This window comes from Ideonella alba (assembly GCF_018069875.1).
GTDB classification, from domain to species: domain Bacteria; phylum Pseudomonadota; class Gammaproteobacteria; order Burkholderiales; family Burkholderiaceae_C; genus Ideonella; species Ideonella alba.
The window spans coordinates 433,809-459,631 of sequence record NZ_JAGQDF010000001.1; the positions used below are offsets into that span (position 1 = coordinate 433,809).

Annotated in this window: 21 protein-coding genes; 3 read left to right on the plus strand and 18 right to left on the minus strand. The window is 71.3% G+C overall.

Annotation, left to right across the window (positions count from 1 at the left end):
* Position 1: 1 nt before the first annotated feature.
* From KAK07_RS02055 to KAK07_RS02095, 9 genes are all read right to left on the minus strand, one after another.
* Positions 2 to 745, minus strand: a complete 744-nt coding sequence (locus tag KAK07_RS02055) for a carboxylesterase family protein (RefSeq protein WP_210858739.1) — start codon at positions 743 to 745, stop codon at positions 2 to 4.
* Positions 742 to 3,846 (minus strand): discoidin domain-containing protein, encoded by a 3,105-nt coding sequence (locus KAK07_RS02060; RefSeq protein WP_210858741.1) that lies wholly within the window; start codon positions 3,844 to 3,846, stop codon positions 742 to 744. The genes KAK07_RS02055 and KAK07_RS02060 overlap by 4 nt, the downstream gene beginning before the upstream one ends.
* Positions 3,843 to 4,664: a carbohydrate ABC transporter permease gene (locus KAK07_RS02065; protein ID WP_210858743.1), complete on the minus strand. Its 822-nt coding sequence runs from the start codon at positions 4,662 to 4,664 to the stop codon at positions 3,843 to 3,845. The genes KAK07_RS02060 and KAK07_RS02065 overlap by 4 nt, the downstream gene beginning before the upstream one ends.
* Entirely contained in the window at positions 4,661 to 5,551 is an 891-nt protein-coding gene (locus KAK07_RS02070) for a carbohydrate ABC transporter permease (protein WP_210852123.1), read from the minus strand. The genes KAK07_RS02065 and KAK07_RS02070 overlap by 4 nt, the downstream gene beginning before the upstream one ends.
* The gene (locus KAK07_RS02075; protein ID WP_210858744.1) at positions 5,548 to 6,822 is read right to left on the minus strand and encodes a sugar ABC transporter substrate-binding protein; all 1,275 of its coding nucleotides are present in this window, start codon (positions 6,820 to 6,822) and stop codon (positions 5,548 to 5,550) included. The genes KAK07_RS02070 and KAK07_RS02075 overlap by 4 nt, the downstream gene beginning before the upstream one ends.
* Positions 6,819 to 8,267 (minus strand): glucoamylase family protein, encoded by a 1,449-nt coding sequence (locus tag KAK07_RS02080; RefSeq protein WP_210858746.1) that lies wholly within the window; start codon positions 8,265 to 8,267, stop codon positions 6,819 to 6,821. The genes KAK07_RS02075 and KAK07_RS02080 overlap by 4 nt, the downstream gene beginning before the upstream one ends.
* A 109-nt stretch (positions 8,268 to 8,376) precedes the next feature.
* The gene (locus KAK07_RS02085) at positions 8,377 to 11,301 is read right to left on the minus strand and encodes a TonB-dependent receptor (RefSeq protein ID WP_210852126.1); all 2,925 of its coding nucleotides are present in this window, start codon (positions 11,299 to 11,301) and stop codon (positions 8,377 to 8,379) included.
* A gap of 50 nt (positions 11,302 to 11,351) precedes the next feature.
* Positions 11,352 to 12,407, minus strand: coding sequence for a LacI family DNA-binding transcriptional regulator (locus KAK07_RS02090; protein WP_210852127.1), 1,056 nt, complete (start codon positions 12,405 to 12,407; stop codon positions 11,352 to 11,354).
* Between the two features lie 13 nt (positions 12,408 to 12,420).
* Positions 12,421 to 13,776 carry a GH1 family beta-glucosidase gene (locus KAK07_RS02095; RefSeq protein WP_210852128.1) on the minus strand — a complete coding sequence of 452 codons (1,356 nt, stop codon included), beginning with the start codon at positions 13,774 to 13,776 and terminating at the stop codon, positions 12,421 to 12,423.
* Positions 13,777 to 13,961: 185 nt separating this feature from the next.
* On the opposite strand from KAK07_RS02095, the gene KAK07_RS02100 reads away from it, so the two are divergent.
* The gene (locus tag KAK07_RS02100; protein WP_210852129.1) at positions 13,962 to 14,537 is read left to right on the plus strand and encodes a hypothetical protein; all 576 of its coding nucleotides are present in this window, start codon (positions 13,962 to 13,964) and stop codon (positions 14,535 to 14,537) included.
* Here the strand turns inward: KAK07_RS02100 and KAK07_RS02105 are convergent.
* From KAK07_RS02105 to KAK07_RS02140, 8 genes are all read right to left on the minus strand, one after another.
* A complete protein-coding gene (locus tag KAK07_RS02105; protein WP_210852130.1) occupies positions 14,518 to 15,825 on the minus strand; it encodes a CsgG/HfaB family protein in 1,308 nt (435 codons plus the stop codon). The two genes, KAK07_RS02100 and KAK07_RS02105, sit on opposite strands and share 20 nt — an antisense overlap.
* A 112-nt stretch (positions 15,826 to 15,937) precedes the next feature.
* Positions 15,938 to 16,585: an urease accessory protein UreG gene (ureG, locus tag KAK07_RS02110; protein WP_210852131.1), complete on the minus strand. Its 648-nt coding sequence runs from the start codon at positions 16,583 to 16,585 to the stop codon at positions 15,938 to 15,940.
* Between the two features lie 13 nt (positions 16,586 to 16,598).
* Entirely contained in the window at positions 16,599 to 17,309 is a 711-nt protein-coding gene (locus KAK07_RS02115) for an urease accessory protein UreF (protein WP_210852132.1), read from the minus strand.
* Complete coding sequence (ureE, locus tag KAK07_RS02120; protein ID WP_310738480.1) at positions 17,309 to 17,860, minus strand: urease accessory protein UreE; 552 nt, start codon at positions 17,858 to 17,860, stop codon at positions 17,309 to 17,311. Before ureE ends, KAK07_RS02115 begins: the two co-directional genes overlap by 1 nt.
* Positions 17,857 to 18,333 carry a GNAT family N-acetyltransferase gene (locus KAK07_RS02125; RefSeq protein ID WP_210852133.1) on the minus strand — a complete coding sequence of 159 codons (477 nt, stop codon included), beginning with the start codon at positions 18,331 to 18,333 and terminating at the stop codon, positions 17,857 to 17,859. Before KAK07_RS02125 ends, ureE begins: the two co-directional genes overlap by 4 nt.
* A gap of 7 nt (positions 18,334 to 18,340) precedes the next feature.
* A complete protein-coding gene (gene ureC, locus KAK07_RS02130; RefSeq protein ID WP_210852134.1) occupies positions 18,341 to 20,080 on the minus strand; it encodes an urease subunit alpha in 1,740 nt (579 codons plus the stop codon).
* On the minus strand, positions 20,080 to 20,385 hold the full coding sequence (locus KAK07_RS02135; RefSeq protein WP_210852135.1) for an urease subunit beta: 306 nt from the start codon (positions 20,383 to 20,385) through the stop codon (positions 20,080 to 20,082). The genes ureC and KAK07_RS02135 overlap by 1 nt, the downstream gene beginning before the upstream one ends.
* Positions 20,386 to 20,416: 31 nt before the next feature.
* Positions 20,417 to 20,719: an urease subunit gamma gene (locus KAK07_RS02140; protein WP_210852136.1), complete on the minus strand. Its 303-nt coding sequence runs from the start codon at positions 20,717 to 20,719 to the stop codon at positions 20,417 to 20,419.
* Positions 20,720 to 20,824: 105 nt separating this feature from the next.
* On the opposite strand from KAK07_RS02140, the gene KAK07_RS02145 reads away from it, so the two are divergent.
* Entirely contained in the window at positions 20,825 to 24,208 is a 3,384-nt protein-coding gene (locus KAK07_RS02145) for an ATP-binding protein (RefSeq protein ID WP_210852137.1), read from the plus strand.
* Positions 24,192 to 25,163: a response regulator transcription factor gene (locus tag KAK07_RS02150; protein ID WP_210852138.1), complete on the plus strand. Its 972-nt coding sequence runs from the start codon at positions 24,192 to 24,194 to the stop codon at positions 25,161 to 25,163. Before KAK07_RS02145 ends, KAK07_RS02150 begins: the two co-directional genes overlap by 17 nt.
* 63 nt (positions 25,164 to 25,226) lie before the next feature.
* On the opposite strand, the gene KAK07_RS02155 is transcribed toward KAK07_RS02150, so the two are convergent.
* Positions 25,227 to 25,796, minus strand: a complete 570-nt coding sequence (locus KAK07_RS02155; protein WP_210858748.1) for a metal-independent carbonic anhydrase family protein — start codon at positions 25,794 to 25,796, stop codon at positions 25,227 to 25,229.
* Positions 25,797 to 25,823 lie beyond the last annotated feature (27 nt).

A 25,823-nucleotide genomic window follows, 5' to 3' on the forward strand; every position in this document is an offset into this window, starting at 1 on the left:
ATCAGCGGCGGCGCTGGGCCAGCAGCCAGCGCAGCAGTTCGGGGGTGTCGTAGGCGCGGGTCCAGCTGTCGTGGCCCACGCCGGGGTATTCGGTGAAGCGCGGCTGCCCGCCGGCGGCGCGCAGCGCGGCGATCAGCGCGCGGTGCGGGCCGATCGGCACCGCGTCGTCGGCGTCGCCGTGGAAAGCCCAGACCGGCATGTCCTTCAGCGCCTCCACGCGGTCCTCGTCGCCGTAGCCGCAGATCGGGGCGATCGCGGCCAGGTCGCGTGGGTACTCGGCCGCCCAGGCCCAGGTGCCGAAGCCGCCCATCGACAGGCCGGTGCAGACCACGCGGTCCGGGTCGGCGGGCAGCGTGGGCAGCAGGTGCTGCAGCAGCGCGTGCAGCAGGTGGGCGTCCCAGGCGGTGCCGGGTTCCAGCTGCGGCCCGACGACGATGAAGGGGAAGTCGTCCTGACGGTCCAGCGTCTTCAGCGGCCCGTGCACGCGCACCGCCTGCAGGTCCTTGCCGCGCTCGCCGGAGCCGTGCAGGAAGAACATCAGCGGCCAGCGGCGCGTGGGCTCGGTGGTCACGGCGCGCGGCAGGTACAGCCAGTAGCGCAGGCGCGCGCGCACCAGCACCTGGACGTCGGCGGCCTGCGCGTGCAGGCCCGGGGTGGGGGGGGTCATGGTGGTGCAGGCCGCCAGCGGCGGCAGGGTGAGGCCGGCCAGGCCCAGTTGAAGCACGTGTCGGCGGGGGAGCGTCATCGCGTGGACTCCAGCGTGATCGTCAGCGGCGGCGCGGGCAGCGCCAGTTCGCGGCCCTGCCAGGGCAGCGTCTGGCCCTGGGCATCGCGGGCGGTGGGCAGCGGCGCGCCCTCGGGCCAGCGCAGGCGCAGGCCGCCGGCAGGGGGGGAATCCAGCGCCTGCACGGCCAGCGTCCAGCCACCGGTCATGGGTGTCAGCGACCAGCCCAGCGGACCGTGCGAGGTGCGCAGGCCGCGCACTGCCCAGGGTTCACCCAGCCAGGCGGCGCGCAGGCCCGCACCGATCACCAGGCTGCGGTCGTGCTCGCGCTCGTAGGCCAGTGCATCCAGTGCGCTGCGCAGGTAGTCGGAGCTGACCCAGGCGTGCGGCATGTCGCCCAGGAAGTGCACCTGGCGCGGGCGGCGCATCACCACCTCGGCCCACTGGTTCCAGCCGGCGGGGCGCTGGTCGGCGAAGAAGAAGTCCAGCATCTGCCAGGCGCGCTCGCCCTGGCCCAGGCGCAGCAGCGCGCCGACGCTGCGCAACTCGTAGGGCGTGTAGTCGGCCCAGTCGCGCTGACCCAGGCGGCGCGCCTCGGCCTCCTGCCAGTAGCGCTCGAAGGTGGCCTGCAGCCATTCGGCGGGCAGCAGGTCATCGGCCTGCGCGGGGCTGAGGGCCACGGTGGTGGAGGTGGCATCGAAGTCGCCCAGTTCGGCGGCGCCGGGAATGAAGGTGATGCCCTTGGCCTGCATCGCGCGGGCGATGGAGGTGCGCAGTTCGGTGGCGAACTCGTCGCGCCAGCCGGCCCAGCGGGTGGCGCTGGCAGGGTCGCCCATCGCCCGGGCCAGCGCCGGTGCGTCGCGGTAGCCGCGCAGCGCCCAGAAGTTGTCCCAGTACGAGTGCATGGGTTTCTCGGAGTAGCCCTCGTGACTGATCGAGGCGGGCATCAGGCCGAAGAAGGCGTCACGGCCGGGGGCGCGGTTGGCATCGGTGCGCTCGCTCTGGCGCAGCGATTCCATGTAGGCCACCACGCGCTGCACGCGTGGCCAGTGGCGCTGCAGGAAGGCGCGGTCGCCGGTGTGCTGCCACACCAGCATCACCGCATGCAGATACTGGCCGTGGCTGTCGTTCTCGGGCACCGGGTCGGCGCCGCGGCGGTCGATGCAGCAGGGCACCTTGCCGTTGGCGAACAGGCGCTCGCCGAACCAGTCGACGAAGTCGCGCGAGGCCTCCGCTTCGCCCGCGCGCAGCAGACCCTCCACCATCATCGCGCCGTCGCGGATCCAGCTGCGCGCGTAGCTGCGGGTGCCCGGCTGCAGCGCCGGGCCATCGCGGCTGATCAGGATCTGCGCCATTGCGCTGCGCAGGCTGTCGGCCACCCGCTGCGCGGCGGCGGGCAGCTGCAGCGTGACGGCGCCCAGGCGTTGGCGCCAGGCGGTGGCGATGCGCTCGAAGCGGGCGTCCAGACCGGCCACGGTCTCGGGCGGCACCGCGGCCTGGCCCAGCGGCACGGCCACCGCGATCGTGCGGGCCTCGCCCGGCGCCAGGTCGAGCGACCAGGCCAGCGCGCCGGAGGCCAGTGTCTGGGGATCGGTGATCTCGCGCGCGACACCGGGTGCATCGCCCTCGGCCAGGCCAGCGTCGAAGGCGCGCAGTTCCACCGCGTCCGGCGCCTGCAGTGCGCGCATGCGGGGCTGGCCATCGACCCACCATTGCTGGTCGCGCCAGGCCAGCCGGCGCAGGGGCACCGCACCGCCGGGCGTGTTGAGGAACTGCTGCGGCGGGTTGACTTGCCAGGGGCGAAGACCGAGCACCAGCGCCCCCTTGAGCGGCGCACCCGGCGGGGCCTGCATGCGGTAGCGCAGCCACATCACCGGGGAGGGGGCAGGGCCGTCGGCGGCGGCAGCGATCGACAGCTGCGCCTGGGGATGCTGCCAATGCACCGAGGGCATCGGCAGGAAGCCGTCCCGCAGCTGGTGCGAGGCCTGCACTGCGGCCCAGTCGATGCGCGTGCCGTCGGCCAGGCGCAGCGCGGGCACCAGGCTGAATCCGGACACGCCGGCCTCGGCGGCGCCGTCCTCGTCCAGCAGGCCCGAGCGGGCGCCGCCGCCGTCCACGCCCACCACGGTCCAGTAGCTCTGCTCGTTCAGGAAGGCGCGGGGCAGCGTGCCGCGCGGCAGCGCCAGCGCGCGGGTCTTGAGCATGGCGTTGGTGTCGGGCCAGGCGCCGGGCTCGATGCGCTGCAGCTCGGCCAGCGCGTCACCGCCCTTCAGCTGCACCAGGCGCAGGTGGCGCGCGCGCTCGTCGGGCAGGTGCAGGGTGTCGATCGGGCCCTGCGCGCCGTCGACCCGGCGCAGCAGTCGCCAGTGGCGACCGTCATCGGACGCCTCCAGGCGCAGCGTTCTGGCTTGCGTGCCGCCCTTCCACCAGTGCAGGGCCACGCCGTCCAGTTCGCGCACGGTGCCGTGGTCGATCTGCAGCGTGGCGCGGCCGGGGCCGGGGGACCAGGCGGTGCCGGCATCGCCATCCAGGGTCGCCGCGGCCTCGGCGGCGTCACGGTCGGCCCGCGCCGTGGGGACGGGCCAGGTGGCGGGCGGCGGGTCCTGCGCGGTCAGCGAGAGCTGCTGCAGGCAGACCTCACCGCGGCCACCGTCCCGGCCGGCGGCCACGGCCAGCTCCAGCCCGGCGGTGCGGCGCAGCGTCTTGTCGGCCGTGGGGCCCCAGGCGAATGTCAACGCACGGCCGGGGATGCGCCACTCGCTGGGCTGCGCCGGCGGCGGCGTGTTGGCGCGACGGTGCCACCAGACGTTCTCGCCGCTGGCATCGACGAACTTCAGCTGGATGTCGTTGGCGCCGCCCGTGCCGTGCAGGCGCAGCGCCAGCGCCGGATGGGCGGGCCAGTCGATCGCCAGCGCGCGCCGCGCCACCGCATAGCCGGAGACGCCGTTGAAGTCGTAGGCCAGGCACAGGCCGCCGCGGGCGTCATGACGCAGCGTGGCGCGTACCTGGTCCGAGGCCTCGGCGCGCCAGGCGCCGGGGTGGCGGAAATCGTCCAGCACGCGGGTGCTGGCGGCCTGCACGGCGCTGCCGGCCAGCAGCAGGATCAGGGCGGCCCGCTTCATTGCTTGACGCTGCCCATCAGCAGCCCCTGCATGTAGAAACGCTGCAGCGCCAGGAACAGGCCCAGCACCGGCAGCACGGTGAGCACCGCGCCGGCCATCATCAGCTCGGTGTCCTGCACATGCTCGCGCGACAGGCCGGCCAGGGCCACCGGCAGCGTCTGCAACTCGCGGTCGGTCAGCACGATCAGCGGCCACATGAAGTCGTTCCAGGCGCCCAGAAAGCTCAGCAGCGCCAGCGTCACCACCACCGGCGCCAGCAGCGGCAGCACCACCGAGCGGAAGATGCGCCACTCGCTGGCGCCGTCCAGGCGCGCCGCCTCGATCAGCTCGTCCGGGATGCCCAGCGCGTACTGGCGCACCAGGAAGATGCCGAACACGCTGGCCAGCCAGGGCACCAGTGCACCGGCGAAGGTGTTGACCAGGCCCAGGTTCTTGAGCATCAGAAAGAGCGGCAGCATGGCCACCTGCGCGGGAATCACCAGCGCGCCCAGCAGCGCGCGAAACAGCGTGTCGCGGCCCTTGAAGCGCAGTTTGGCAAAGGCGTAGCCGGCGCTCAGGTTGAACAGCAGCGACAGCGCGGTGGCGCCCAGCGCCAGCCCCAGGCTGTTGAGGAACGGTTGGCCCATGCCGTCGCCACTGAACAGCGCGCGGTAGTGTTGCAGCGTGGGCTGCGCGGGCCACAGCGGCGGCGGGAAGGTGCTGGCCTCGCCGGGCGCCATCAGCGAGGCGGCCACCATCCAGGCCAGCGGCGCCAGCGTCAGCGCGGCGATCAGCAGCAAGGCGGCATGCAGCAGGATGGACACGGTGCGACGGTTCATGCCGCACCTTCCTGGCGCCGCGCCGCCCACAGTTGCAGGCGCGTCAGCGCGAACATCACCAGGAACAGCACGAATGCCACGGCCGAGGCCGCGCCCAGGCTCCACCACTTGAAGCCTTCCTCGTACATGAAGTAGAGGACGGTGACGGTGCGCTGCGCCGGCCCGCCCTGCGTCATCACATAGGGCTCGGCAAAGAGCTGGAAGTGGCCGGCCATCGTGAGGATGCTGACCATCAGCAGCATCGGTGCCAGCTGCGGCAGCGTGATGTGGCGCAGCTGCTGCCAGCGGGTGGCGCCTTCAAGCTGCGCGGCCTCGTACAGCTCCTTCGGGATGGCCTGCAGCCCGGCCAGCAGGATCACCATGTTGTAGCCGTAGTTCTTCCACACCGACATCAGCACGATGGCCGGCATGGCGGTGGCGGGCTGGCCCAGCCAGTCGATCGCGTCAATGCCCAGCCACGCCAGGCCGTGGTTGAGCAGGCCGTAGCGCGTGTGCAGCAGGTACTTCCAGACCACCGCCACCGCCACCAGCGTGGTCACCACCGGGGCGAACAGTGCGGTGCGGAAGAAGGCCCGCGCACGCACCAGCGGCGAGTTCAGCAGCAGCGCCGCGCCCAATGAGGCGCCGATCGACAGCGGCACCCCCACCGCCACGAAGAAGGCGGTGTTGCCCAACGCCTGCCAGAACAGCGGCGTGGCCAGCAGTTGGGTGTAGTTGCGCAAGCCGGCGAAGCGCAGGTTGTCCAGCGAGGCCAGCGCGTAGATGTCGAAATCGGTGAAGCTCAGGGCCAGCGCCGCCAGCACCGGCAGCGCGAAGAACACCGCGATGGCCATCACCGCCGGGGCCACGAACAGCCAGCCGGCCCAGTCGAGCGGCTTGAACCTCATGCGGCGCCTCCGTGGCGCGCCAGCATCCAGCGGCGCTTCTCCAGCAGGCGGTCGGTGCGCTCATCCAGCACCGCCAGTGCGGTCTCGGGGGCCATCGTGCCGCGCACCACCTGCTCCAGCACCAGCTTCAGCTCGGTCGCGATGCGCTCCCATTCGGGCACCTGCGGCACCGGGCGCACGTGCTCCAGCTGGGTGCGGAAGGCCTGCGTGGGCTCGTCGCTGGCCAAGGTGCCGCCGGTCCAGGCGCTGCGCCGGGGCGGCAGGTTGCCGGTCATCGCGTGGAAGCGCTGCTGCACCTCGGGCCGCGCCAGGTAGCGCATCACCGCGAAGGCCTCGGGCTTGTGGGTCGAGCGGCGGAACATCGCCAGGCTGGCGCCGCCGGCGATCGACGCACCGGGGCCGCGCGTGCCCTCGGGGCCGGGCAGCGGCGCCGTGGCCCAGCTGGCCTGCAGCGCGGGCGGCAGGCGGCGGCGGAACTCACCGATCTGCCAGGGCCCGCTGATGTAGAAGCTGAAGTAGCCGCGGCCGAACTCGTTCCAGACGTTGGCGATCTCCTGGTTGCTGGCCGGCGGCGCCAGCTGCTCGCGGTACAGCGACAGGAAGTAGTCCCAGGCGCGGCGAAAGCCCAGGCTGCGGAAGTGGCCGCGGGTGGCGTTGTCGCGCAGCAGCGGCTCGTCCTGCTGCAGGCCCAGGGCGACGATCGGGTCGTATTCGTTCAGCGGCAGCAGTACCGCGTAGTTCGCCGGGCCGACGCGCCGGCGGATGGCGCGCAGCATGCGCTGCCATTCGGCCCAGTCGGCAGGGGGGTGATCAAAGCCGGCCTGGGCCAGCAGGTCGCGGCGGTAGAACAGCAGCCGGGTGTCGACGTACCAGGGCAGACCGACCAGCGTGCCGTCGATCAGGTTGGTGCGCCAGATGCCTTCGAAATGGTCCGCCGGGTCGATCTCGGGGGCCTTCGCCAGCCACGGCGCCAGCGGCTCCAGCGCGCCCAGCGCGGCGAACTCGGGCAGCCAGGTGTTGCCCAGCTGGGCCAGGTCGGGCGTGGCGTCGCCGGCGAAGGCGGTCAGCAGCTTCTCGTGGGCGGCGCTCCAGGGCAACTGCTCGATGCGCAGGCGGATCCCGGGGTGCTCGGCGCGGAAGTCCTGCAGCAGTTCGGCCACCACCTCGCCCTCGCGGCCCATGGCCCAGAAGCGCAGCTCGCCTGCGCCCGGCCGGCTGCAGCCGGCCAGCGGTGCAGCCGCCAGCAGCAGGTGACGCCGCCGCAGGCTCATCCCAGCCAGCCGCCGGTGAAGCCGGCGCGCAGCAGGCCGCGGCGCAGCGTGGGCTCGCCGCGCATCACGCGCCACAGACCGCCGTGACGGTGGTTGGCGGCGGCCAGCGCAATCGAGCCCTGGTCGATGCCGATGTGGTCGGTCCCGGTCCAGCCGAAGCCGGGCACGGTGCGGCCGTCGGACAGCGTGGCGCCCTCGACGCGGAAGCTGGTGTTGAAGCTGTCGACGAAGCCGTGGCGGTTGTAGATCACGTGGCCGAAGCGCTGGCGCAGCGCGCGCAGCAGCGGCAGCACCACCTCGGGGGCGAAGGGCAGGCTGGACAGGCCGGCCGCGGGCGCCAGCGTGCCGTCATCGAAGGTGCCCACCAGGGCCGCGCCGCGGGCGCGGTAGTCGTGGAACTGCCGCCGGCGGCCGCGGTGGTCGTGGCCCTGGATCATGCCGGGGCCGTCGCAGGCGGTCAGGCCCCAGATATCGGCGCCGTAGTCGCTCCAGTCCTGCGGGTTGGCGATGGCGTAGGCCCGCTGCGCCAGCGTGGCGCGGCGGCTGTTCTCGAAGTAGTCCAGGCCCTTGTCGCGCATGAAGGCATCCTGGATGCCACGGAAGTCGATGAAGCAGTGGCTGAACTGGTGCCAGAACAGGGGCGCGCCGCCCAGGTGGGTCTGGCCCATGAAGGTGCCCCAGCCGCGGCTGTAGGTGCGGGTGTAGTCGTCCCAGGACGAGGCCGCGGCCGGGTGGGTGGGCGAGCCCAGGGCCAGCAGATACATCATCGTGGACTCGTCGTAGCCGAGGTAATCGATGAAGTCGGCGAAGCCGCGCTCGGGGTTCCAGCCCATGCAGATCAGCCCGCCGCGCTGCTGCATCCAGGGCCAGTCGATGCGCTCATGGATGGCCTGCACGCGCTGTCGCAGTTCGCGCTCGTCGGGGTGGTCGCCGTCAAAGAAGGCCTGCGCCGTCAGCAGGCCCGACAGCAGCCACGCCGTGTCGATGCTGGAGAGCTCGACACCGGGTGCGAAGCGGGTGCCGCGCTCGATGTCGATGAAGTGGTAGAAGAAGCCGCGGTGGCCGGCCATGCCGCTGGCCTGCGGGCCCTGCGGCGCCTGGTCCAGGAAGCGCGCGGCCGCCAGGCAGCGGGCCCGGGCGGCCTCGCGGCTGCGCAGCCCTGACTGCACCGCGGCCACGAAGGCGGCCAGCGCGAAGCCCGTGGCCGCGGTGCTGGCCATGCGCGGACGACGGGGGGAGCGGTCGGGCGCCAGGCCGCTGACCGGGTGGGTGGTGTCCCAGAAGTAGTCGATGGTGCGGGCCAGCAGGTCATCGACCAGGGCCTCGTCACTGGTCGGCAGGCCCGGTTCAGCGGCGGGCGCCTTGGCCAGGGCCGGCAGCGGCAGCAGGCCGGACAGGGCCCAGGCCAGCCAGTGCCGGCGGGAGAGCGGGAGGACGGGGGGCATCGTCAACGGGGCGGTCGTCAGGATGAGCGGGACCACTGCGGTGCTCGGTCCGACCGCCGCAGTGTCTCGCATGGACAGGGGGCCGGCACGGCGCCGGCCCCGCGATCGCTCAGAACTTGTAGCCGATCGCCAGTCGCACGGTGCGCGGATCGCCACGCACCGAGTTCGGCTTGCCCAGGTTCAGGTTGTCGCCGCCCACCGCGTTCTTCTGACCCCCCGGCGCCACGGGGCCACCGCCCCAGTCGTCGAAGCCGCCGTAGTTGACGACGTTGAACAGGTTCAGCACATCCAGCCGCAGCGTGGCCTGGCCCATGCCCAGCGAGAAGTCCTTGGCCAGTCCCACGTCGATCTGGCGGAAGCTGGGCGATTCGCCCTCGACCGAGACGCAGTTGTTCCAGCCATTGGCGCAACTGGTGATGCGCCGAGGCTTGCCGCTGCCCCAGGTCATCTTGCCTGACAGGGTGATGCCCCAGGGCAGCAGCGTGTCGGTCAGGCCGGCCACGACCACACGGTGTTTGTCGACCAGCGTGGACGGGTTCCAGCCGCGCGCGCCGGTGCGGCCATAGGTCCAGTCGAAGATGTCGTTGTTCCACTCGCGGCTGGTGGTCTGGGCATCGCTGTAGGTGTAGGCCACGTTGACCGCCCAGCCGGAGCTGCGGGTGTAGGGCTTCTCGGCCTTGACCAGCAGCGCGGTGGTGCGGGTCTCGCCGACAAAGTCGCCCAGGATCAGCGTGCCAAAGCCGTTCGGGCCGCCCCACAGCGGGTCGATCGGGCTTTGCGTGCCGTAGCCGCCGTTGGGGTCGCGGTTGCCACCGAACCAGATGAACTGGTTCTTGGCGTCGATGCGGCTCAGCGCCACCTCGGTGTTCCAGTCGGCCACGGCCTGACGCAGGCCCAGGCTGAACTGGTCGGCATAGGGCATCTTGAAGTCGTTCTTGATCAGCCAGATCTCGCCGCCGGGCTGCTTGTTCTTCTGCAGCTCGTCCAGCGCGTGGTTGGCCATCGTGCGGTCATAGCTGCGACCCCAGCCGCCGAAGACCACCGTGGCCTTGTCACCGAAGACATCGTAGGAGGCACCCAGGCGCGGCGCGATCGCGCCCTTGAAGGCCTGGCGCGAGCTGCCGGTGGAGATGTAGTCGGCGATGTTGATGCCGCCCTTGGCCAGGGATTGCGCATAGGTCTGGCCCGGCGGCGCGGTGATGCCGCCGATGGTGCGGCCATCCAGCGCGTACAGCGCGGTCACGCGGTCAGCCGGCGTCACGTAGCTGTTGTTGAGCATGTTGCTCTCGTAGTCCCAGCGCACGCCCAGGTTCAGCTCAAGCTGCCGGGTGACCGTGATGTCGTCCTGCAGGTACAGGCCCAGCTGGCGGTTGCTGAAGGACACATCGGCACCAGGGATGGCGGCGCGGATGTGGCACTGGTCGCTGTCGAGGCCGCCGTTGGTGATGTTGGTGCCGGTGCACAGGCCGCCGCTGTAGAAGGGCAGGCCGGTGGTCGTGTCGACCACCGTCTCGACCGTGTCGACACTGAAGGCGGTGCCCGCCAGGTCGTACTTCATGTTCTTGAGCTTGACACCGCCCTTGATGACATGGCCGGTGAGACCTGTCCAGGTGAGGTCCTCGCTGACGAACATGCCCTTCTGGCCCCGGTCCTGCGCATCCGGTGAGCCGCCGACGAAGGCGATGTCGCTGGTGTTGTTAATCAGGTTGGTCGGCGAGTACTTGTACTTGACGAAGGGCGCCGTGGCGTTGGAATGCGGGTTCCAGTTGTAGTCCTCGTAGCCGACCCGCGCCTCGCTCAGCCAGTCACCGCGGGCCCACTCGTGCTTGAGGTCGACCGTGCTGGAGTCGTTGCTGCGGTTCTTGACGTTGTCGGGCGCGCTCAGGCGCTTGTCCTCGGCCAGCAGGTCGGATTCGCGGCGCAGCTTGGCGCTGAAGGTGAGCTTGTTCTCGTCATCGAGCTGGGCGTCGATCTTTCCGAACAGCAGGTGTTCGCGGAAGCGGTTGACCTGGTTGCCTTCGGCGGCCTTGAGCTGCGCGATCACGCCCTTGGTCGGGTCGTATTTGTCCAGGTTCTGCGGCACGAACTGGCGCGAGTCATCGATCGTCTTGCCGTCGTAGGCCACGAAGAAGTGCACCTGGTCGCGCTTGATCGGTCCGCCCAGGCTGAAGCCATACTCGGACTTGGAGGAACTGGGCAGGGGCACGCCGGCGGCCTCGTTGGCCTTTTCGAACGGGGTCATCGCCCGCATCGAGGTGCCGGTGCGGTCGATGTAGACCTCGCCGTGCAAGTCGTTCGTGCCGGACTTGGTGATGGCCGTGACTGCCGCGCTGCTGACCTGGTCGAACTCGGCCTTGTAGTTCTGCGTCAGCACCTTGTATTCGGCGATCGCCGACTGCGGGAAGGGGTTGCCGCGCGAGCTGTCCTGGCCGGTCAGGCCGCCGCGCAGGATGTTGTTCTTCATGCCCACGCCATCAATGAAGACGTTGACGTGGTCGAAGTTCTGCGAACCCGCCTGGATGCTGGAGTTGCCGTTGCCGTCCGCGTTGAAGGCCACGCCCGGGGCCAGGTCGGCCGAGCTGAGGAAGTTGCGGCTGGTCTGCGGCATCGCCTCGATCATGCGGCGTGACACCAGCGTGCCGACCTGCGAGTCCTTCACCGCCTGGCGGTTGGCGCTGCCGATGATGGTGACCTGCTGGCCCGCTCCGGGTGCGCTCAGGTCCAGCGAGGCGGTCTCGCCGACCTGCAGCGTGACCTCGTTGCCGCCCTGGCCACCCACCTGGATCTCGTAGCGACCTGGTGCCAGGCCACTGAGCACATAGCTGCCGTCGGCGCGGGTGGTGGTGCGGTAGGTGTTGCCGTTGTCCTTGCTCACGGCCACCACGGTGACGCCCGCCTGCGCAAGGGCCGCGCCAGCATTGACCTGGCCCTTGAGGGTCGAGGTGCTCAGCTGTGCCTGGGCGGCGCCAGCCAGTGCCAGCACGACCGCAGCAGCCAGCGCGTGTCTGTGGAAACCTTTTCTCGGTTGCTTCATCGGGATGTCTCCGGGGTGTTGTGGTGGTGGGAGGGACGAGAGGGAAGGCGTCAGTGCGGCCCGGACGGGCCGACCGACGGGGCGCCCGCATGGCGCCCGGCGACGGGAGAGGGGGCGTGGCAGCTCTGGCGAACCACCAGCTCGGCGCGCAGCGTCTGGCGCGGCGGCACCGGCTTGTCGGGCGACTCGATGGCCGCCGCCAGGGCCTCCAGCGCCAGCGTGCCCAGCTCGACGATGGGCACGCGCACGGTGGTCAGCGCGGGTTGCACATAGCGCACGATGGGCACGTCGTCGAAGCCGGCCAGCGCGATGTCCTGCGGCACCTTCAGTCCGGCGTCGCGCAGCGCGCCCAGGCAGCCCAGGGCCATCATGTCGTTGGCGGCGAACACCGCAGAGGGGCGCGCCGACAGCGCGGCCAGCAACTGGCCGGCGCGGCGACCGGCCTCTTCGGTGAAGTCGCCGGGCAGCACCTGCTCGGCCGCGCCGGGCAGTTCCTTGGCCAGGGCCTCGCGGTAGCCGGCCAGGCGCTCGGCGGCCTCGTGGTTGTGCTCGGGGCCGGCGATGAAGGCGATGTGGCGGTGGCCGGCCGCGGCCAGGTGGCGCACCATCGCGCGGGCGCCGCCGCGGTTGTCCACCTCGTAGGCGGCCAGCTTCTGCTCGCCGGGGCGGGTGTTGATCAGCACCGCGGGCAGGCCCGGCGCCAGGCTGGCCTCCAGCAACCGGCCGTCGCCCTGCGGCGACATCAGCAGCAGGCCGTCCACCCGGCCGTGCATGGCCCGCAGGGCGGCAGCGGCCTCCTGCATGTCGCCGTGCGAGCTGGACAGCAGCAGGTGCAGGCCGCGCGCACGGGCCGCCAGGTCGATGCCGCGGATCAGCTCCGAGAAGTACTCGCCGTGCAGGTCGGGCAGCAGCGCGCCGACGGTGTGGGTGCGGCGGGTGATCAGGCTGCGTGCGGCGCTGGAAGGCGTGAAGCGCAACTCGGCGGCCACCTTGTGGATGCGTGCCCGCGTTTCGGGCGTGACGCTGGGGTGGCCGTTGAGCGCGCGCGAGACCGTGGCCACCGAGACCTGCGCTTCACGGGCGACATCCTTGATGGTCACAGCCATGGCCTTGCCCCTGTCAGAGTGCGTTGGCCGCGATCACCGCGGCATAGGCCAGCGCACTGGCCTTTCGGGTGCGGCGCTGGGTGGCGTAGTCCACGTGCAGCAGGCCGAAGCGTTTGCTGTAGCCGTGCGCCCACTCCAGGTTGTCGAGCAGCGACCAGGCGTAGTAGCCGCGCACGTCGACGCCGGCACCGATCGCGGCGTGCACCGCGGCCAGGTGCTTGTGCAGCGTCTGGGTGCGCAGCGGGTCGGGCAGCGGATCGACTTCAGCGCTGGGCGGATCGAAGAAGGCCGAGCCGTTCTCGGTGATGTAGATCGGCAGGTTGCCGTAGCGGTTCTTCACCCAGGTCAGGGTGTCGGTCAGGCCACGCGGGTAGACCTCCCAGGCGGTCTCGGTGTGCAGCGCGCCGCGCTGCGGCACCGCGCTGGCGCGCTGCGGCCAGGCCGACTCGTCGGCGCGCACCACGCTGCGGGTGTAGTAGTTGACGCCCAGCCAGTCGATCGGCTCGCGGATCACCGCCATCTGCTCGGCGGGTCGCGGCGCGGGCCAGGCCTCGCCGAAGACCTCGGCCAGTTCCTCGGCATGGGTGCCGCGCAGCACCGGGTCCAGGTACTGGCGGTTCATGTAGGCCTCGGCGCGCAGCGTGGCGGCCAGGTCGGCCGGGCTGTGGCTGGCCGGGTACTTGGGCTCCAGGTTGACCACCAGGCCGATCTGGCCGCGCGCGCCGCTGGCGCGGAAGGCCTGCACGCCGCGGCCATGGGCCAGCAGCAGGTGGTGGGCGGCGATCGCGGCCTCGAAGGCGCTGCGGTGGCCCGGCGCCAGCACGCCGTGCATATAGCCGCCATCGGCCACCACCCAGGGCTCGTTCAGGGTGCTCCACAGCGGCACCCGGTCGCCCAGGGTGCGGAACATCAGGGTCGCGTAGTCGGCAAACCAATCGGCGATGTCGGGGTTGAGCCAGCCGCCACGGTCGTCCAGCGCGGCGGGCAGATCCCAGTGGTAGAGCGTGATGTTGGGCGCGATGCCGGCTTCCAGCAGCGCGTCCACCACCCGCGCGTAGTGGTCCAGACCCGCCTGGTTGATGCGCCCGCGTCCCTCGGGCAGCACGCGCGACCAGGCGATGCTGAAGCGGTAGGACTGCAGGCCCAGCGAGCGCATCAGCGCGATGTCCTCGGGGTAGCGGCGGTAGTGGTCGCAGGCCACATCACCGGTGTCGCCATCGCGCACGCGGCCGGGCGTGTGGCTGAAGCGGTGCCAGATGCTGGGGCCGGCGCCATCGGCCAGCGGCGAGCCTTCGACCTGGTAGGCGGCCGTGGCGGCGCCCCAGACGAATCCAGGCGGGAAGCGAAGTGGATCAGCGTGCGCGTTCACGGTGCACAAACAGCGATGGCGTGTTGGTGTAAACGTTTCCACGCGATGGTAGCGACCGGGCTTGGTGCGTCTGCCGGGGTTTTCCCGGGCTGTGGCGCTCAGGCAGCGCGCCGGGGCTGCGATGCGCACCGCGACGGGGCGAAAGGCCGGTGCGCGGCTGGCGCAGTTCTTGATAACTCCAGCGCATGTCCGACCCGATGCGCCACCCAACGCCCCGTGCCATGGACGCCTTCGGCCACGCGCTGATGGTGTTGCAGGCGCGCACGGGGCGGCGCCTGTGGCAGAGCCCCCTGGCGCGTCGGCTGATGAGCGACTACTTCGCTGGTCTGCCCGAGATCGCGGTGCCGGCTGAAGTGGCCGCCTGGGCCACGCGCGAGGCGCTGCGCCAGTCGATCGGCGCCGAGCCGCATCCGCTGACGGTGCTGCGCGGCACGCGCCGGCTGCACTTCATGCTGCACCTGGAGTCCGACACGCCGGACCAGTGGCTGCTGGTGCTGCGCGACGAGGCCGACGATGCGCGGCTGTCCTCCCTGCTGGTGGCCTTCGCCCCGATCGACGTGCGCTCGGCCGAACTGCTGCTGTGGCTGGCCGACGGCGAGCCGGCGCCGGCGATCGCCGAGCGCCTGGGCCTGGACAGCGCGGAGTGGACGCAGGCGCTGCTGCGCCTGTGCGCCTACCTGGGGGTGGACCAGCCGGGCGAGGCCGCGCGCCTGGCGCGCGAGGCCATCGCCGGCAACGCGGTCACTGTCGCTGACCGCTGAACTGGCCGCCCTGCGGCCGACCCGCGTAGTTCCACTGTCCGGTGACCGTGCCGCGGCCCGGGCTGAACACGCCGGTGAACACCGCCGAGCCGGCCTGGCCGCTGGTGCTCATCGTGGCGCGGCCGCTGCCATCGACGCGGCCGCTGACGCTGAACGCGCCGGTGGTGCTGGACTGGCCGCTGCCGCTGATCTGGCCACCCGGTGCCACCTGGACCAGGAAGGTGCCGTTTTCGGCACCGCCGAAGACGCCGCTGTAGGTGCCGGCGAACGCCGCCGTGCCGGCATTGCCGCCACCCGGCGTCAGCGGCAGTGGCGCCGGGGCGGGCGCCGGGACGGCCGCCGCGCCGCTGCCCGGGCCCACCAGCGTGCGCTGCACCCAGCCGCTGAAGTTGGCCGAGTCGACATAGATGAAGCCGTTCTTCACCTCGCCGCTGGCGATCAGCTCGTCGGCCTTGGTCAGCGTGGCCACCACCTTGGCCTCGCGCGAGGGTTGGTCGAAGACCTTGACGTTGGCGATCTTGGCCACCAGCAACTGGCCGGCCGCCTGCGGGCCTTCGGCGCGGGTGCTGGCGGCGGCGTTGGCGTCGCCCGCTGCGCTGGAGGTGCGGATCAGCTGCGGGTTGTCGCGGATCTGGCGCACGATGCGGTTGTAGTTGTCCAGGAAGCCTGCGGCCACCATCTTGCCTTCGGGCGTGCTGGTGTAGCCCCCACCGGCCACCGCGCCGGCCCAGCCGCCCAGGCCGAAATCGGTGCGCGTGGCCTTGCCCTCGGCCGAGGCCACCTGGATGCTGGAGCGCACATCGGCGATCAGCAGGCTGGTCATGGCCTCCTTGAACTTCAGGCCGCCGGCAATGGCGCCCACGGTGCCGCCCAGGCGGCCGAGCAGCGCACCGCCGATGCCGCCGGTGGTGGAGGAGCCGATCTGCACCGCCGGCGTCATGACGAAATCGGCGGCCTGCATCTGGCCCTTGCCGACGTTGGACTCGGCGCGCAGGTCGCCGCCGGCAGCCAGCGCGCGTTCCTGCTGCATGTTCTGCATCGCGATGCCGCGCTCGACCACGTCGAAGCAGCCCGACTGCTGCACCATGCCGCGCAGCAGCGCCGCCGGCGAGCCCAGGCCGTAGGGGCTGAGGTAGCCCCATCCCTGCTGCGGTTCGGCCACGGCCAGCACGCCCAGCTTGCGCGAGCACTGTTCGACCTGCGGTGTGTCCTGCGCCTGGCTCAGGCCGGCCAGCAGCAGCGTGCCCAGGGCCAGCAAGCGGGGCAGGGCGGGTATCGACGGGATCATGCGGGTTCTCCTGGCGGCCCGTGGCATGGGCCTGATCCCGGCATTCTGCCGCCGGGCGGGCCCCTGACCGGGGCCGCGCGGTCCCCCAAGAGAGGGGCTTGCCCTCCGCCGTTCAGCCTGCCAGCAGACCCTTGTCCTCGATGAAGCGGATCACCGTGTCCAGGCCCTCGTGGCTCTTGAGGTTGGTCATCACCCAGGGCCGGGTGGGACGCATGCGGGCGGTGTCGGCGCGCATCACATCCAGGTTGGCGCCCACATAGGGCGCCAGGTCGGTCTTGTTGACCACCAGCAGGTCGCTCTTGGTGATGCCGGGGCCGCCCTTGCGCGGGATCTTCTCGCCGCCGGCCACGTCGATCACGTAAATCGTCAGGTCGCTGAGCTCGGGGCTGAAGGTGGCGGCCAGGTTGTCGCCGCCGGACTCGATGAAGACGATGTCGGCGTCGGGGAACTTCGCCAGCATGCGGTCCACCGCCTCGAGGTTGATCGACGCGTCCTCGCGGATCGCCGTGTGCGGGCAGCCGCCGGTCTCGACGCCGACGATGCGTTCGGGCTCGAGCGCGCCGGCCACGGTCAGCAGGCGCTGGTCTTCCTTGGTGTAGATGTCGTTGGTCACCACCACCAGGTCCCAGCGCTCGCGCATGGTCTTGCACAGCATCTCGACCAGCGTGGTCTTGCCCGATCCCACCGGTCCGCCCACGCCCACGCGCAGCGGCGGGAGCTTCTTGGTGCGGCCGGGGATGGTGTGCAGCGGAGTGTTCATCGGCAAGGGTCCTTCAGGAACGGAACAGCCGCGAGTACTGCGACTCGTGCTGCGCGGAAAGAATCGCCAGCATCGGCGACATGGCCTGGCGGGCGCTGTCGGGCAGCGCCAGCGCCTGGTCCACGGCGGCCGGCAAGGCCTCGGCCAGCGCGCCCAGCAGGCGCTGGCCGGCGCTCTGGCCCAGCGGCACCGCCTTCAGCGCGGCCTGCACCAGGTTTTCGGTCCAGCCGAAGCCGAAGGCCAGCAGCGCCTCGCGCTCGGGCGCGGCGGCGTGGTGGGCGGCCAGCGCGAAGGCGATCGGCCAACTCGGCGAGGGCTTCAGCGCGGCCAGCAGCGCCACCTGCGCGTCGCCCGGGTACTGCGCCTTGAGCCATTCGGTCAGCGAGTAGCCCATCTGCTCGCCCATGCGGCGGAACTCGTGCGATTCGCGCGTCAGGCGCACCCAGTCGGCCAGTTCGTGAAGGCGCGCTGGGTCGTCGCGGCGCCAGGCGCGCAGGGCCTGCGCCAGCACCGGCAGCTCGCTGCGCGCCATCACCAACTGCAACTGGTCCAGCAGCCAGGCGCGGGCGCTGGCTTCGTCGCGCACCCAGCCCGCATCGACCGCCGCCTCCAGGCCCTCGCTGTAGCTGAAGCCGCCGACCGGCAGTGCCGGCGAGGCCAGCCACATCAGGCGCAGCAGCGTGGGGGCCGGCAGCGGCGCGGCAGGGCGGCGGACGCGCGGCATCAGTGGCTGTGCGGGTGGCCGTCGTGGTGGTGCTCGCCGTGGGCGTGGCCACCATGGCTGTGGCTGTGGCCCTCGTGGCCGTGACCATGCTCGCCATAGGCGCCGCCCTCGGGCTCGAAGGGCGCGTCGCAGCGTTCCACCGACAGGCCCAGACCGCCCAGCATCTCGGCCAGCACGCTGTCGGGCTCGAACAGCAGCGCATCGGGCGCCAGCGCCAGCGGCACATGCCGGTTGCCCAGGTGGTAGGCGGCGCGCAGCAGGTCGAAGGGCTGGCCGCCTGCGCGCAGGCGCACCCGCATCACCGGCTGCGGCGCGGCCTCGATGCGCAGCAGCGTGCCGTCCTCGGCCACCAGCACATCGCCACCGCGCAGCACCTGGCCGCGCGGCAGCACCACCAGCACGCGCTCGCCCTGCGCGGTCAGCGCATCGAAACGGCTCTTCTGGCGCATGTCCCAGTCCAGGCTCACCAGGCCGGCGCGCGCCAGCAGGGGCGCCGCCAGGCGCGTTCCATGCGGCAGGCGGCGGCTGTAGATCCGGGGCGCGTCGCTCACAGCAGTCGGTGCATGTAGCGGCTGAACGGGTCCAGCGTGTAGTCGTCGAAGGGGCCGCACTCGACGAAACCCTGGGACAGGTACAGCCCATGCGCGGGTTCGAAGAACGGGCCGGTGCCGGTCTCCAGCAGCAGCTGCTGCAGGCCGATGCCGCGCGCGTAAGCCATCAGGTGCATCAGCATCTGGCGGCCCAGGCCGTGGCCACGCAGGTCGGCGCGCGAGCGCATCGACTTGAGCTCGCCACGCGTCATGTCCAGGCGCCTGAGCGCACCGGTGACCACCAGCTCGTCGCCGCCGGGGGTGTCGTACCAGCCGGTGAAGAAGCTGATCTCGGGGCGGCGCAGCTTGGCCATGTCCAGCGCGTGCACGCTCTCGGGCGGCGAGGTGGCGTGCATGTCGGCCAGGTGCTCGTTCATGAACGCCTCGATGCGCGGATCGCTGAGGTCGTCCTGGCGGATGCGGAGCAGGGGCATGGGCGGATCAGAAGAGGAAGTAGCGCTGCGCCATCGGCAGCTCGGTGGCGGGCTCGCAGGTCAGCAACTGGCCGTCGGCGCGCACCGCATAGGTCTGCGGGTCGATCGCCATGCTGGGCAGGTAGGCGTTGTGCACCATATCGGTCTTCTTGACCGTGCGGCAGCCACGCACCGCTGCCAGTGTGCGGCGCAGGCCCAGTGCGGCGGGGCGGCCTGCCGCCATGGCCGCCTGGCTGACGAAGCTGATCGAGCCGCGCGCCAGCGCCGCGCCGAAGGACCCGAACATCGGCCGCATGTGCACTGGCTGCGGCGTGGGGATGCTGGCGTTGGGGTCACCCATCGCCGCCGCCGCGATGAAGCCGCCCTTGAGGATCAGGCTGGGCTTGACGCCGAAGAAGGCCGGGCGCCAGAACACCAGATCGGCCCACTTGCCCACCTCGACCGAACCCACCTCGTGCGCGATGCCATGCGCCAGCGCCGGGTTGATCGTGTACTTGGCCACGTAGCGCTTGAGGCGGCCGTTGTCGTGGCGCGCGCCGTCGGCCAGGCCGGGCTCGGCCAGCGGGCCGCGCTGGACCTTCATCTTGTGCGCGGTCTGCCAGCAGCGGATGATCACCTCACCCACCCGGCCCATGGCCTGGCTGTCGGAGCTGAACATGCTGATCGCGCCCAGGTCGTGCAGGATGTCCTCGGCGGCGATGGTCTCGCGGCGGATGCGGCTCTCGGCGAAGGCCAGGTCCTCGGCGATGCTGGCGTCCAGGTGGTGGCACACCATCAGCATGTCCAGGTGCTCGTCGATGGTGTTGATGGTGAAGGGCCGCGTGGGGTTGGTGGACGAGGGCAGCACATTGGCCTCGCCCACCACGCGCATGATGTCGGGCGCATGGCCGCCGCCGGCGCCTTCGGTGTGGAAGCTGTGGATCGTGCGGCCCTTGAAGGCGGCGATCGTGTCTTCCACGAAGCCGCTCTCGTTGAGCGTGTCGGTGTGGATGGCCACCTGCGTGTCGGTCTCTTCGGCCACGCTCAGGCAGCAGTCGATCGCGGCGGGCGTGGTGCCCCAGTCCTCGTGCAGCTTCAGGCCGATCGCGCCGGCGGCGATCTGCTGGCGCAGGGCCTCGGGGCGGCTGGCGTTGCCCTTGCCCAGGAAGCCCAGGTTCATCGGGAAGGCCTCGGCCGACAGCAGCATGCGCTCGATGTTCTCGGGGCCGGGCGTGCAGGTGGTGGCGAAGGTGCCGGTGGCCGGGCCGGTGCCGCCGCCGATCATCGTGGTCACACCGCTCATCAGCGCTTCTTCGATCTGCTGCGGGCAGATGAAATGGATGTGGGTGTCGATGCCACCGGCGGTGACGATCATGCCCTCGCCGGCGATGATCTCGGTGCCCGGGCCGATGACGATGTCCACCCCGGGCTGCACGTCGGGGTTGCCGGCCTTGCCGATCGCGGCGATGCGGCTGCCCTTGATGCCGATGTCGGCCTTGACGATGCCCCAGTGGTCGAGGATGACGGCATTGGTGATGACGCAGTCCATGGCCTCGCCAGCCCCGGGGCCGTTGATGCGCTGGCCCTGGCCCATGCCGTCGCGCACGGTCTTGCCGCCGCCGAACTTGACCTCTTCGCCGTAGCCGCCGGCGCGCAGCGTCAGGTCCTGCTCCACCTCCAGCACCAGCGCGGTGTCGGCCAGGCGCAGGCGGTCGCCCACGGTGGGGCCGAAGATCTCGGCATAGGCGCGCTTGTCCATCTTTGCCATCACAGCGCTCCCTGCACCAGGCCGCGAAAGCCCCAGACCGCGCGGTCGCCCGCGTAGTCCACCAGTTCCACCGTGCGCTGCTGGCCCGGCTCGAAGCGCACCGCGGTGCCGCTGGCGATGTTCAGCCGCATGCCGTGGGCCGCCGCGCGGTCGAAACGCAGGGCGCCGTTGGTCTCGGCGAAGTGGTAGTGCGAGCCCACCTGGATCGGGCGGTCGCCGGCGTTCTCGACCACCAGCGTCAGCGTGCGGCGGCCGGGGTTGAGGTCGATCTCGCCGGGATCGGTCAGCAGTTCACCTGGAATCATTCGGGGGCTCCGTGGCACCTTTGTGGTGCGTTCAGGCAATGGGTTGGTGCACCGTCACCAGCTTGGTGCCATCGGGGAAGGTGGCCTCGACCTGGATCTCGGGGATCATCTCGGGCACGCCGTCCATCACCTGGCTGCGGCCGAGCACGGTCTTGCCGGCGCTCATCAGCTCGGCCACGGTACGGCCGTCGCGCGCGCCTTCCAGGATGGCGGCGGTGATCAGCGCCACGGCCTCGGGGTAGTTGAGCTTCAGCCCGCGGGCCAGCCGGCGCTCGGCCAGCAGCGCGGCGGTGAAGATCAGCAGCTTGTCCTTCTCGCGGGGGGTGAGGTCCATGGTGTGAGGCAGCAGGGCAACAGGGCCGATTCCAGCAAGGCCGATGCCATCTGTCCAGCACCTGGGCCAGGCTGGTGCGTTTCTTGATGGCATTCGGGGCTTGCCATGGATGCCGCCTCCCCACCCATCACCCCCCGTCCGCAGCAGGTCATCCCGATCCGCCGCGACTACAACGCCTGGGTGGCCAGCGAGACGCTGGAGGACTACGCGCTGCGCTTCACGCCGCGCTCGTTCCGCAAATGGAGCACCTGGCGGGTGGCCAACACCGCCTTCGGTGCCGCCTCCTTCCTGGTGCTCGAAGCGGTGGGCGCCACGCTGCTGGTGCAGCACGGCTTCGTCAACGCCTTCTGGGCCATCCTGGCCACCGGCCTGGCGATCTTCCTGGCCGGCTGGCCGATCAGCGTCTATGCCGCGCGCCATGGCGTGGACATGGACCTGCTGACGCGCGGCGCCGGCTTCGGCTACCTGGGCTCGACGATCACCTCGCTGATCTACGCCAGCTTCACCTTCATTTTTTTCGCCCTCGAGGCGGCGATCATGGCCTACGCGCTGGAGCTGGTGGCCGACATCCCGCCGGCCTGGGGCTATCTGCTCTGCGCACTGGTGGTGATCCCGCTGGTGGCCTATGGCGTGACGGCGCTGTCACGCCTGCAGGTGTGGACGCAGCCGCTGTGGCTGGCGATGCTGGTGCTGCCCTATGTGGCGGTGTTCCAGGCGCATCCCGACTGGTGGCAGGGCCTGCAGGGCTTCGCCGGCCAGTCCGGCAGCGCGGGCTTCGACCTGCTGGCCTTTGGCGCTGCCACCACGGTGGGCATGGCCCTGATCACGCAGATGGGCGAGCAGGTCGACTACCTGCGCTTCATGCCCGAGCCCCGGCCGGGCCAGCGCGTGCGCTGGTGGCTGGCGGTGGCGGCCGGCGGGCCGGGCTGGGTGATCCCGGGCGTGCTGAAGATGCTGGGCGGCGCGCTGCTGGCCTGGCTGGCGCTGCAGCAGATGGTGCCGCCCGACCGCGCGGTCGATCCCAACCAGATGTACCTGCTGGCCTGGGAGCAGGTGCTGGGTCATTACCACTGGGCGGTGGCGGCCACCGCGGTGTTCGTGGTGGTGTCGCAGCTGAAGATCAATGTGACCAACGCCTATGCCGGCTCGCTGGCCTGGTCCAACTTCTTCTCGCGCGCCACCCACAGCCACCCGGGGCGGGTGGTGTGGATGGTGTTCAACCTGCTGATCGCACTGATGCTGATGGAGCTCAGCGTGTTCCAGGCGCTGGAGCGCGTGCTGGGCCTGTTCGCCAACCTGGCGATCAGCTGGCTGATGGCGGTGGTGGCCGACCTGGTCATCAACAAGCCGCTGGGCTGGAGCCCCAAGGGCATCGAGTTCCGCCGCGCGTACCTGCACGACATCAACCCGGTGGGCGTGGGCGCGATGGGCCTGGCCTCGGTGCTGTCGATGGCGGCGCACCTGGGCGCCTTCGGGCCGATGGCGCAGGCCTTCTCGGCGCTGGTGGCGGCGGTCACCGCCTTCTGCGCGGCACCGGTCATCGCCTGGGCGACGCGCGGGCGCTACTACCTGGCGCGCGACCCGGCCGCCGATGGCGGGCGCTACCTGGGCGCCGCGCTGCACCGCTGCCTGGTCTGCGAGCGCGAGTACGAGGCCGACGACATGGCCGGCTGCCCCGCCTACGGTGGATCGATCTGCTCGCTGTGCTGCACGCTCGATGCACGCTGCCAGGACCGCTGCAAGCCCACGCCGCGCATCAGCGACGCGGTCTGGGGCCGCTGGCGCGGTGCCCTGCGCCGCCTGCTGCCGCGCACCTGGGCCGGCCAGGTCGACACCGGGCTGGGCCAGTACCTGCTGATGATGGCCGTGCTGGTGCCGCTGCTGGGCGGCCTGGCGGCGCTGCTGGTGCGCCTGGCGCGCTCCGGGCAGGACGGCTATTGGCAGGTCTTCGCGACCATGCTGCTGCTGGCCGCGGTGGTGGCCTGGTGGCTGGTGCTGGCGCAGCGCAGCCGCGCCGTGGCCCAGGAGGAGACCGAACGCCAGACCGAGGCCCTGGTGCGCGAGATCGACTCGCACCACCAGACCGACCTGGCCCTGCAGGCCGCCAAGCGCCAGGCCGAGGCCGCCAACCAGGCCAAGACGCGCTACATCACCGCGGTGAGCCATGAACTGCGCACGCCGCTCAACAGCATCCTCGGCTACGCCCAGCTGCTGGGCGACGACCCGACCATCCCGGCGCAGCGCCGCCCCGCGGTGGAGGTGATCCGCCGCGGCGGCGAGCACCTGCTGGGCCTGATCGAGGGCACGCTGGACATTGCCCGCATCGAGAGCGGCAAGCTGGCGCTGGACGTGCGCCCGATGCGCCTGCGCGAGGCCATCCGCGAGCTGGCCACGCTGTTCGAGCAGCAGGCGCAGGCCAAGGGCATCGGCTTTGCCGTCATCGGCGTCGATGCCCTGCCGGAGGCCGTGCGCGCCGACGAGCGCCGGCTGCGCCAGATCCTGATCAACCTGCTGGGCAACGCGGTGAAGTTCACCCGCCGCGGACAGGTCACGCTGCGCGCCGCCTACAGCGGCCAGATGGCCCGCTTCGAAGTGGTGGACACCGGCCCCGGCATGGACAGTGCCGAGGTGGCCCGCGTCTTCGAGCCCTTCGAGCGCGGCAGCGCCGCGGGTGGCAGCGCGGCCGGCGGCACCGGCCTGGGCTTGACGATCAGCCGCATGCTGACCGGCCTGATGGGCGGCGAGCTGACCCTGGACAGCACGCCCGGCCAGGGCAGCACCTTCCGCCTGAAGCTCTTCCTGCCCGAGGTGGCCGGCGCCCACAGCGCACCGGCGGGCCGCATCCGCCATGCCGGCTATGCCGGGCCGCGCCGCACGCTGCTGGTGGTCGACAACGAGGAGGCGGACCGCCAGCTGCTGGCCGACCTGCTGCAGCCGCTGGGCTTCACGATCGAGGCGGCCGGCAGCGGCGAAGAAGCGCTCGCCCGCCTGGCCACGCTGAAGCCCGACGCCATCTTCATGGACCTGGCGATGCCCGGCATCGACGGCTGGGAGACCATCCGCCGCCTGCGCGCCCAGGGCCTGAGCCGGGCGCCGCTGGCGGTGGTGTCGGCCAACGCCTTCGACCGGGCGCTGGACCACGACGTGGACCTGCCGCCCGAGGACTTCCTGGTCAAGCCGGTGCGCCTGGACGACCTGCTGGCCTGGCTGGAGCGGCGCCTGCAGCTGCAATGGATCGATGCGCCGCCGCCGGCCGCCGCACCGGCACCCTTGCCCGAGACACCGCCGCCCGCCGCCGCCCTGCAGCGCCTGAACGAACTGGTCGGCCTGGGCTACCTGCGCGGCATCATGCAGGAGCTTGACCGCCTGGAGGCGGCCCATGCCGACAGTGCCGCATTCATCGCCCGGCTGCGCGCGATGGCGCGTGGCTTCCAGCTCGATGCGCTGGCCGACACCCTGAGGAAAGCCCTGGATGAGCCCGCCGCCTGAGTCGCCCCCCGGGTTCCTGCTCGACGCCGGTGATGCCGACGTCGTGCTGGTGGTCGACGACGTGCCCGACAACCTGGCCGTGTTGCATGACGCGCTGGACGAATCCGGCTACACCGTGCTGGTCGCCACCCATGGCGAGGCGGCGCTGGAGCGGGCGCGCCAGGCCCGGCCGCACCTGGTGCTGCTGGACGCGGTGATGCCCGGCATGGACGGCTTCGAGGTGGCCCGCCGCCTGAAGGCCGACCCCGCCACCGCCGCCATCCCGATCGTCTTCATGACCGGCCTGACCGATGCCGAGCATGTGGTGCAGGCCTTCGCGGCCGGCGGCATCGACTACGTGACCAAGCCGCTGCGCCCGCGCGAGGTGCTGGCGCGCATCGCCGCCCATCTGCGCGCTGCCCGCGCCCAGGCCCAGGCGCGCAACGCGCTGGACGCCTTCGGCCATGCCACCCTGGTGCTGCGCCAGCGCGATGGCCGCCGCCTGTGGCAGACCGCGCTGGCGCGGCAGCTGCTGCGCGAGCATTTCCCCGAGGTGCCTGACGAGCAGTTGCCCGCGCCGCTGCTGGCCTGGGTGCAGGAGGTGGCGCCCGAGGCCGCCAGCGCGGCCCCCACCCGCCAGTTGCAGACGCCGCGCGGCCGCCTGACGCTGGCCCTGCACCCGATGGGCGAGGACGACGGTGCGCCCAGCGCCGATGGCGAGTGGCTGCTGGTGCTGCGCGAGGCCAGCGAGGCGGCGCTGATGCTGGCACTGGCCCAGGCCTTTCCGCAACTCACCGCGCGCGAGCGCGAAGTGCTGTACTGGGTGGTGCAGGGCAAGACCAACCGCGACATCGGCGACATCCTCGGCACCAGCCCGCGCACCGTGCACAAGCACCTGGAGCATGTGTTCGAGAAGCTGGGCGTGGAAACACGCACGGCGGCGGCCGGCGTGGTCATGGCCCGGATGGGGCGCTGAGTCACCGTTGCGGCGGACAGGGCCCGCCGCAGCGGTTTCTCAAGGCCCCTGCGGCAGGTCTGTTCAGGTGCCGGCGTATTCCAGCGACGAGTGATGCACCACGATGCGCAGCCGGCCGGTGTCGTCCTTGACGAACTTCCAGGTCTTGTCGACGGTGGTGACCTGGCCCTTCTTGTTGGTGAGGTGCACCTTGCCCATCGTGGTGGCACTGTCGCCGGCGATGAAGATGCCGGCGTTGGCCACCTCGCAGCGGGTCCAGCCCTTCAGCGCAAAACCGCTGTCCTTGGGGAAGGCGGGGTCGCCGCCGACGAAGTAGGCCAGCGCGCCGGCGCGCGTGGTGCGGAAGGTCTGTGGTGCGGTCGTCAGTGTCGGCTTGAACAGCACCGCGCCCATCTGGTAGCCGTAGGCCGAGTCGATGACCTTTTCGGCCAGGGCTTTGGCCGCGGGCTGACCGCCGCTGTCGTTGGCGGCACTGATGCCGGTCAGCGCCTGGCACCAGGCCTGCTGAGCCGCGATGACCTCCGATTCGGCGATCGCCTGGTTGACGACGCTGACGTTGGCGTGTGCCGCGCCGGACAGGGCCAGGGTGGCGATCAGGGCGGTGGGACGGCAGCGGTGAAAGGAAGTGTGCATGCTTGTTTCCTCGATGTGGTGTGCCGC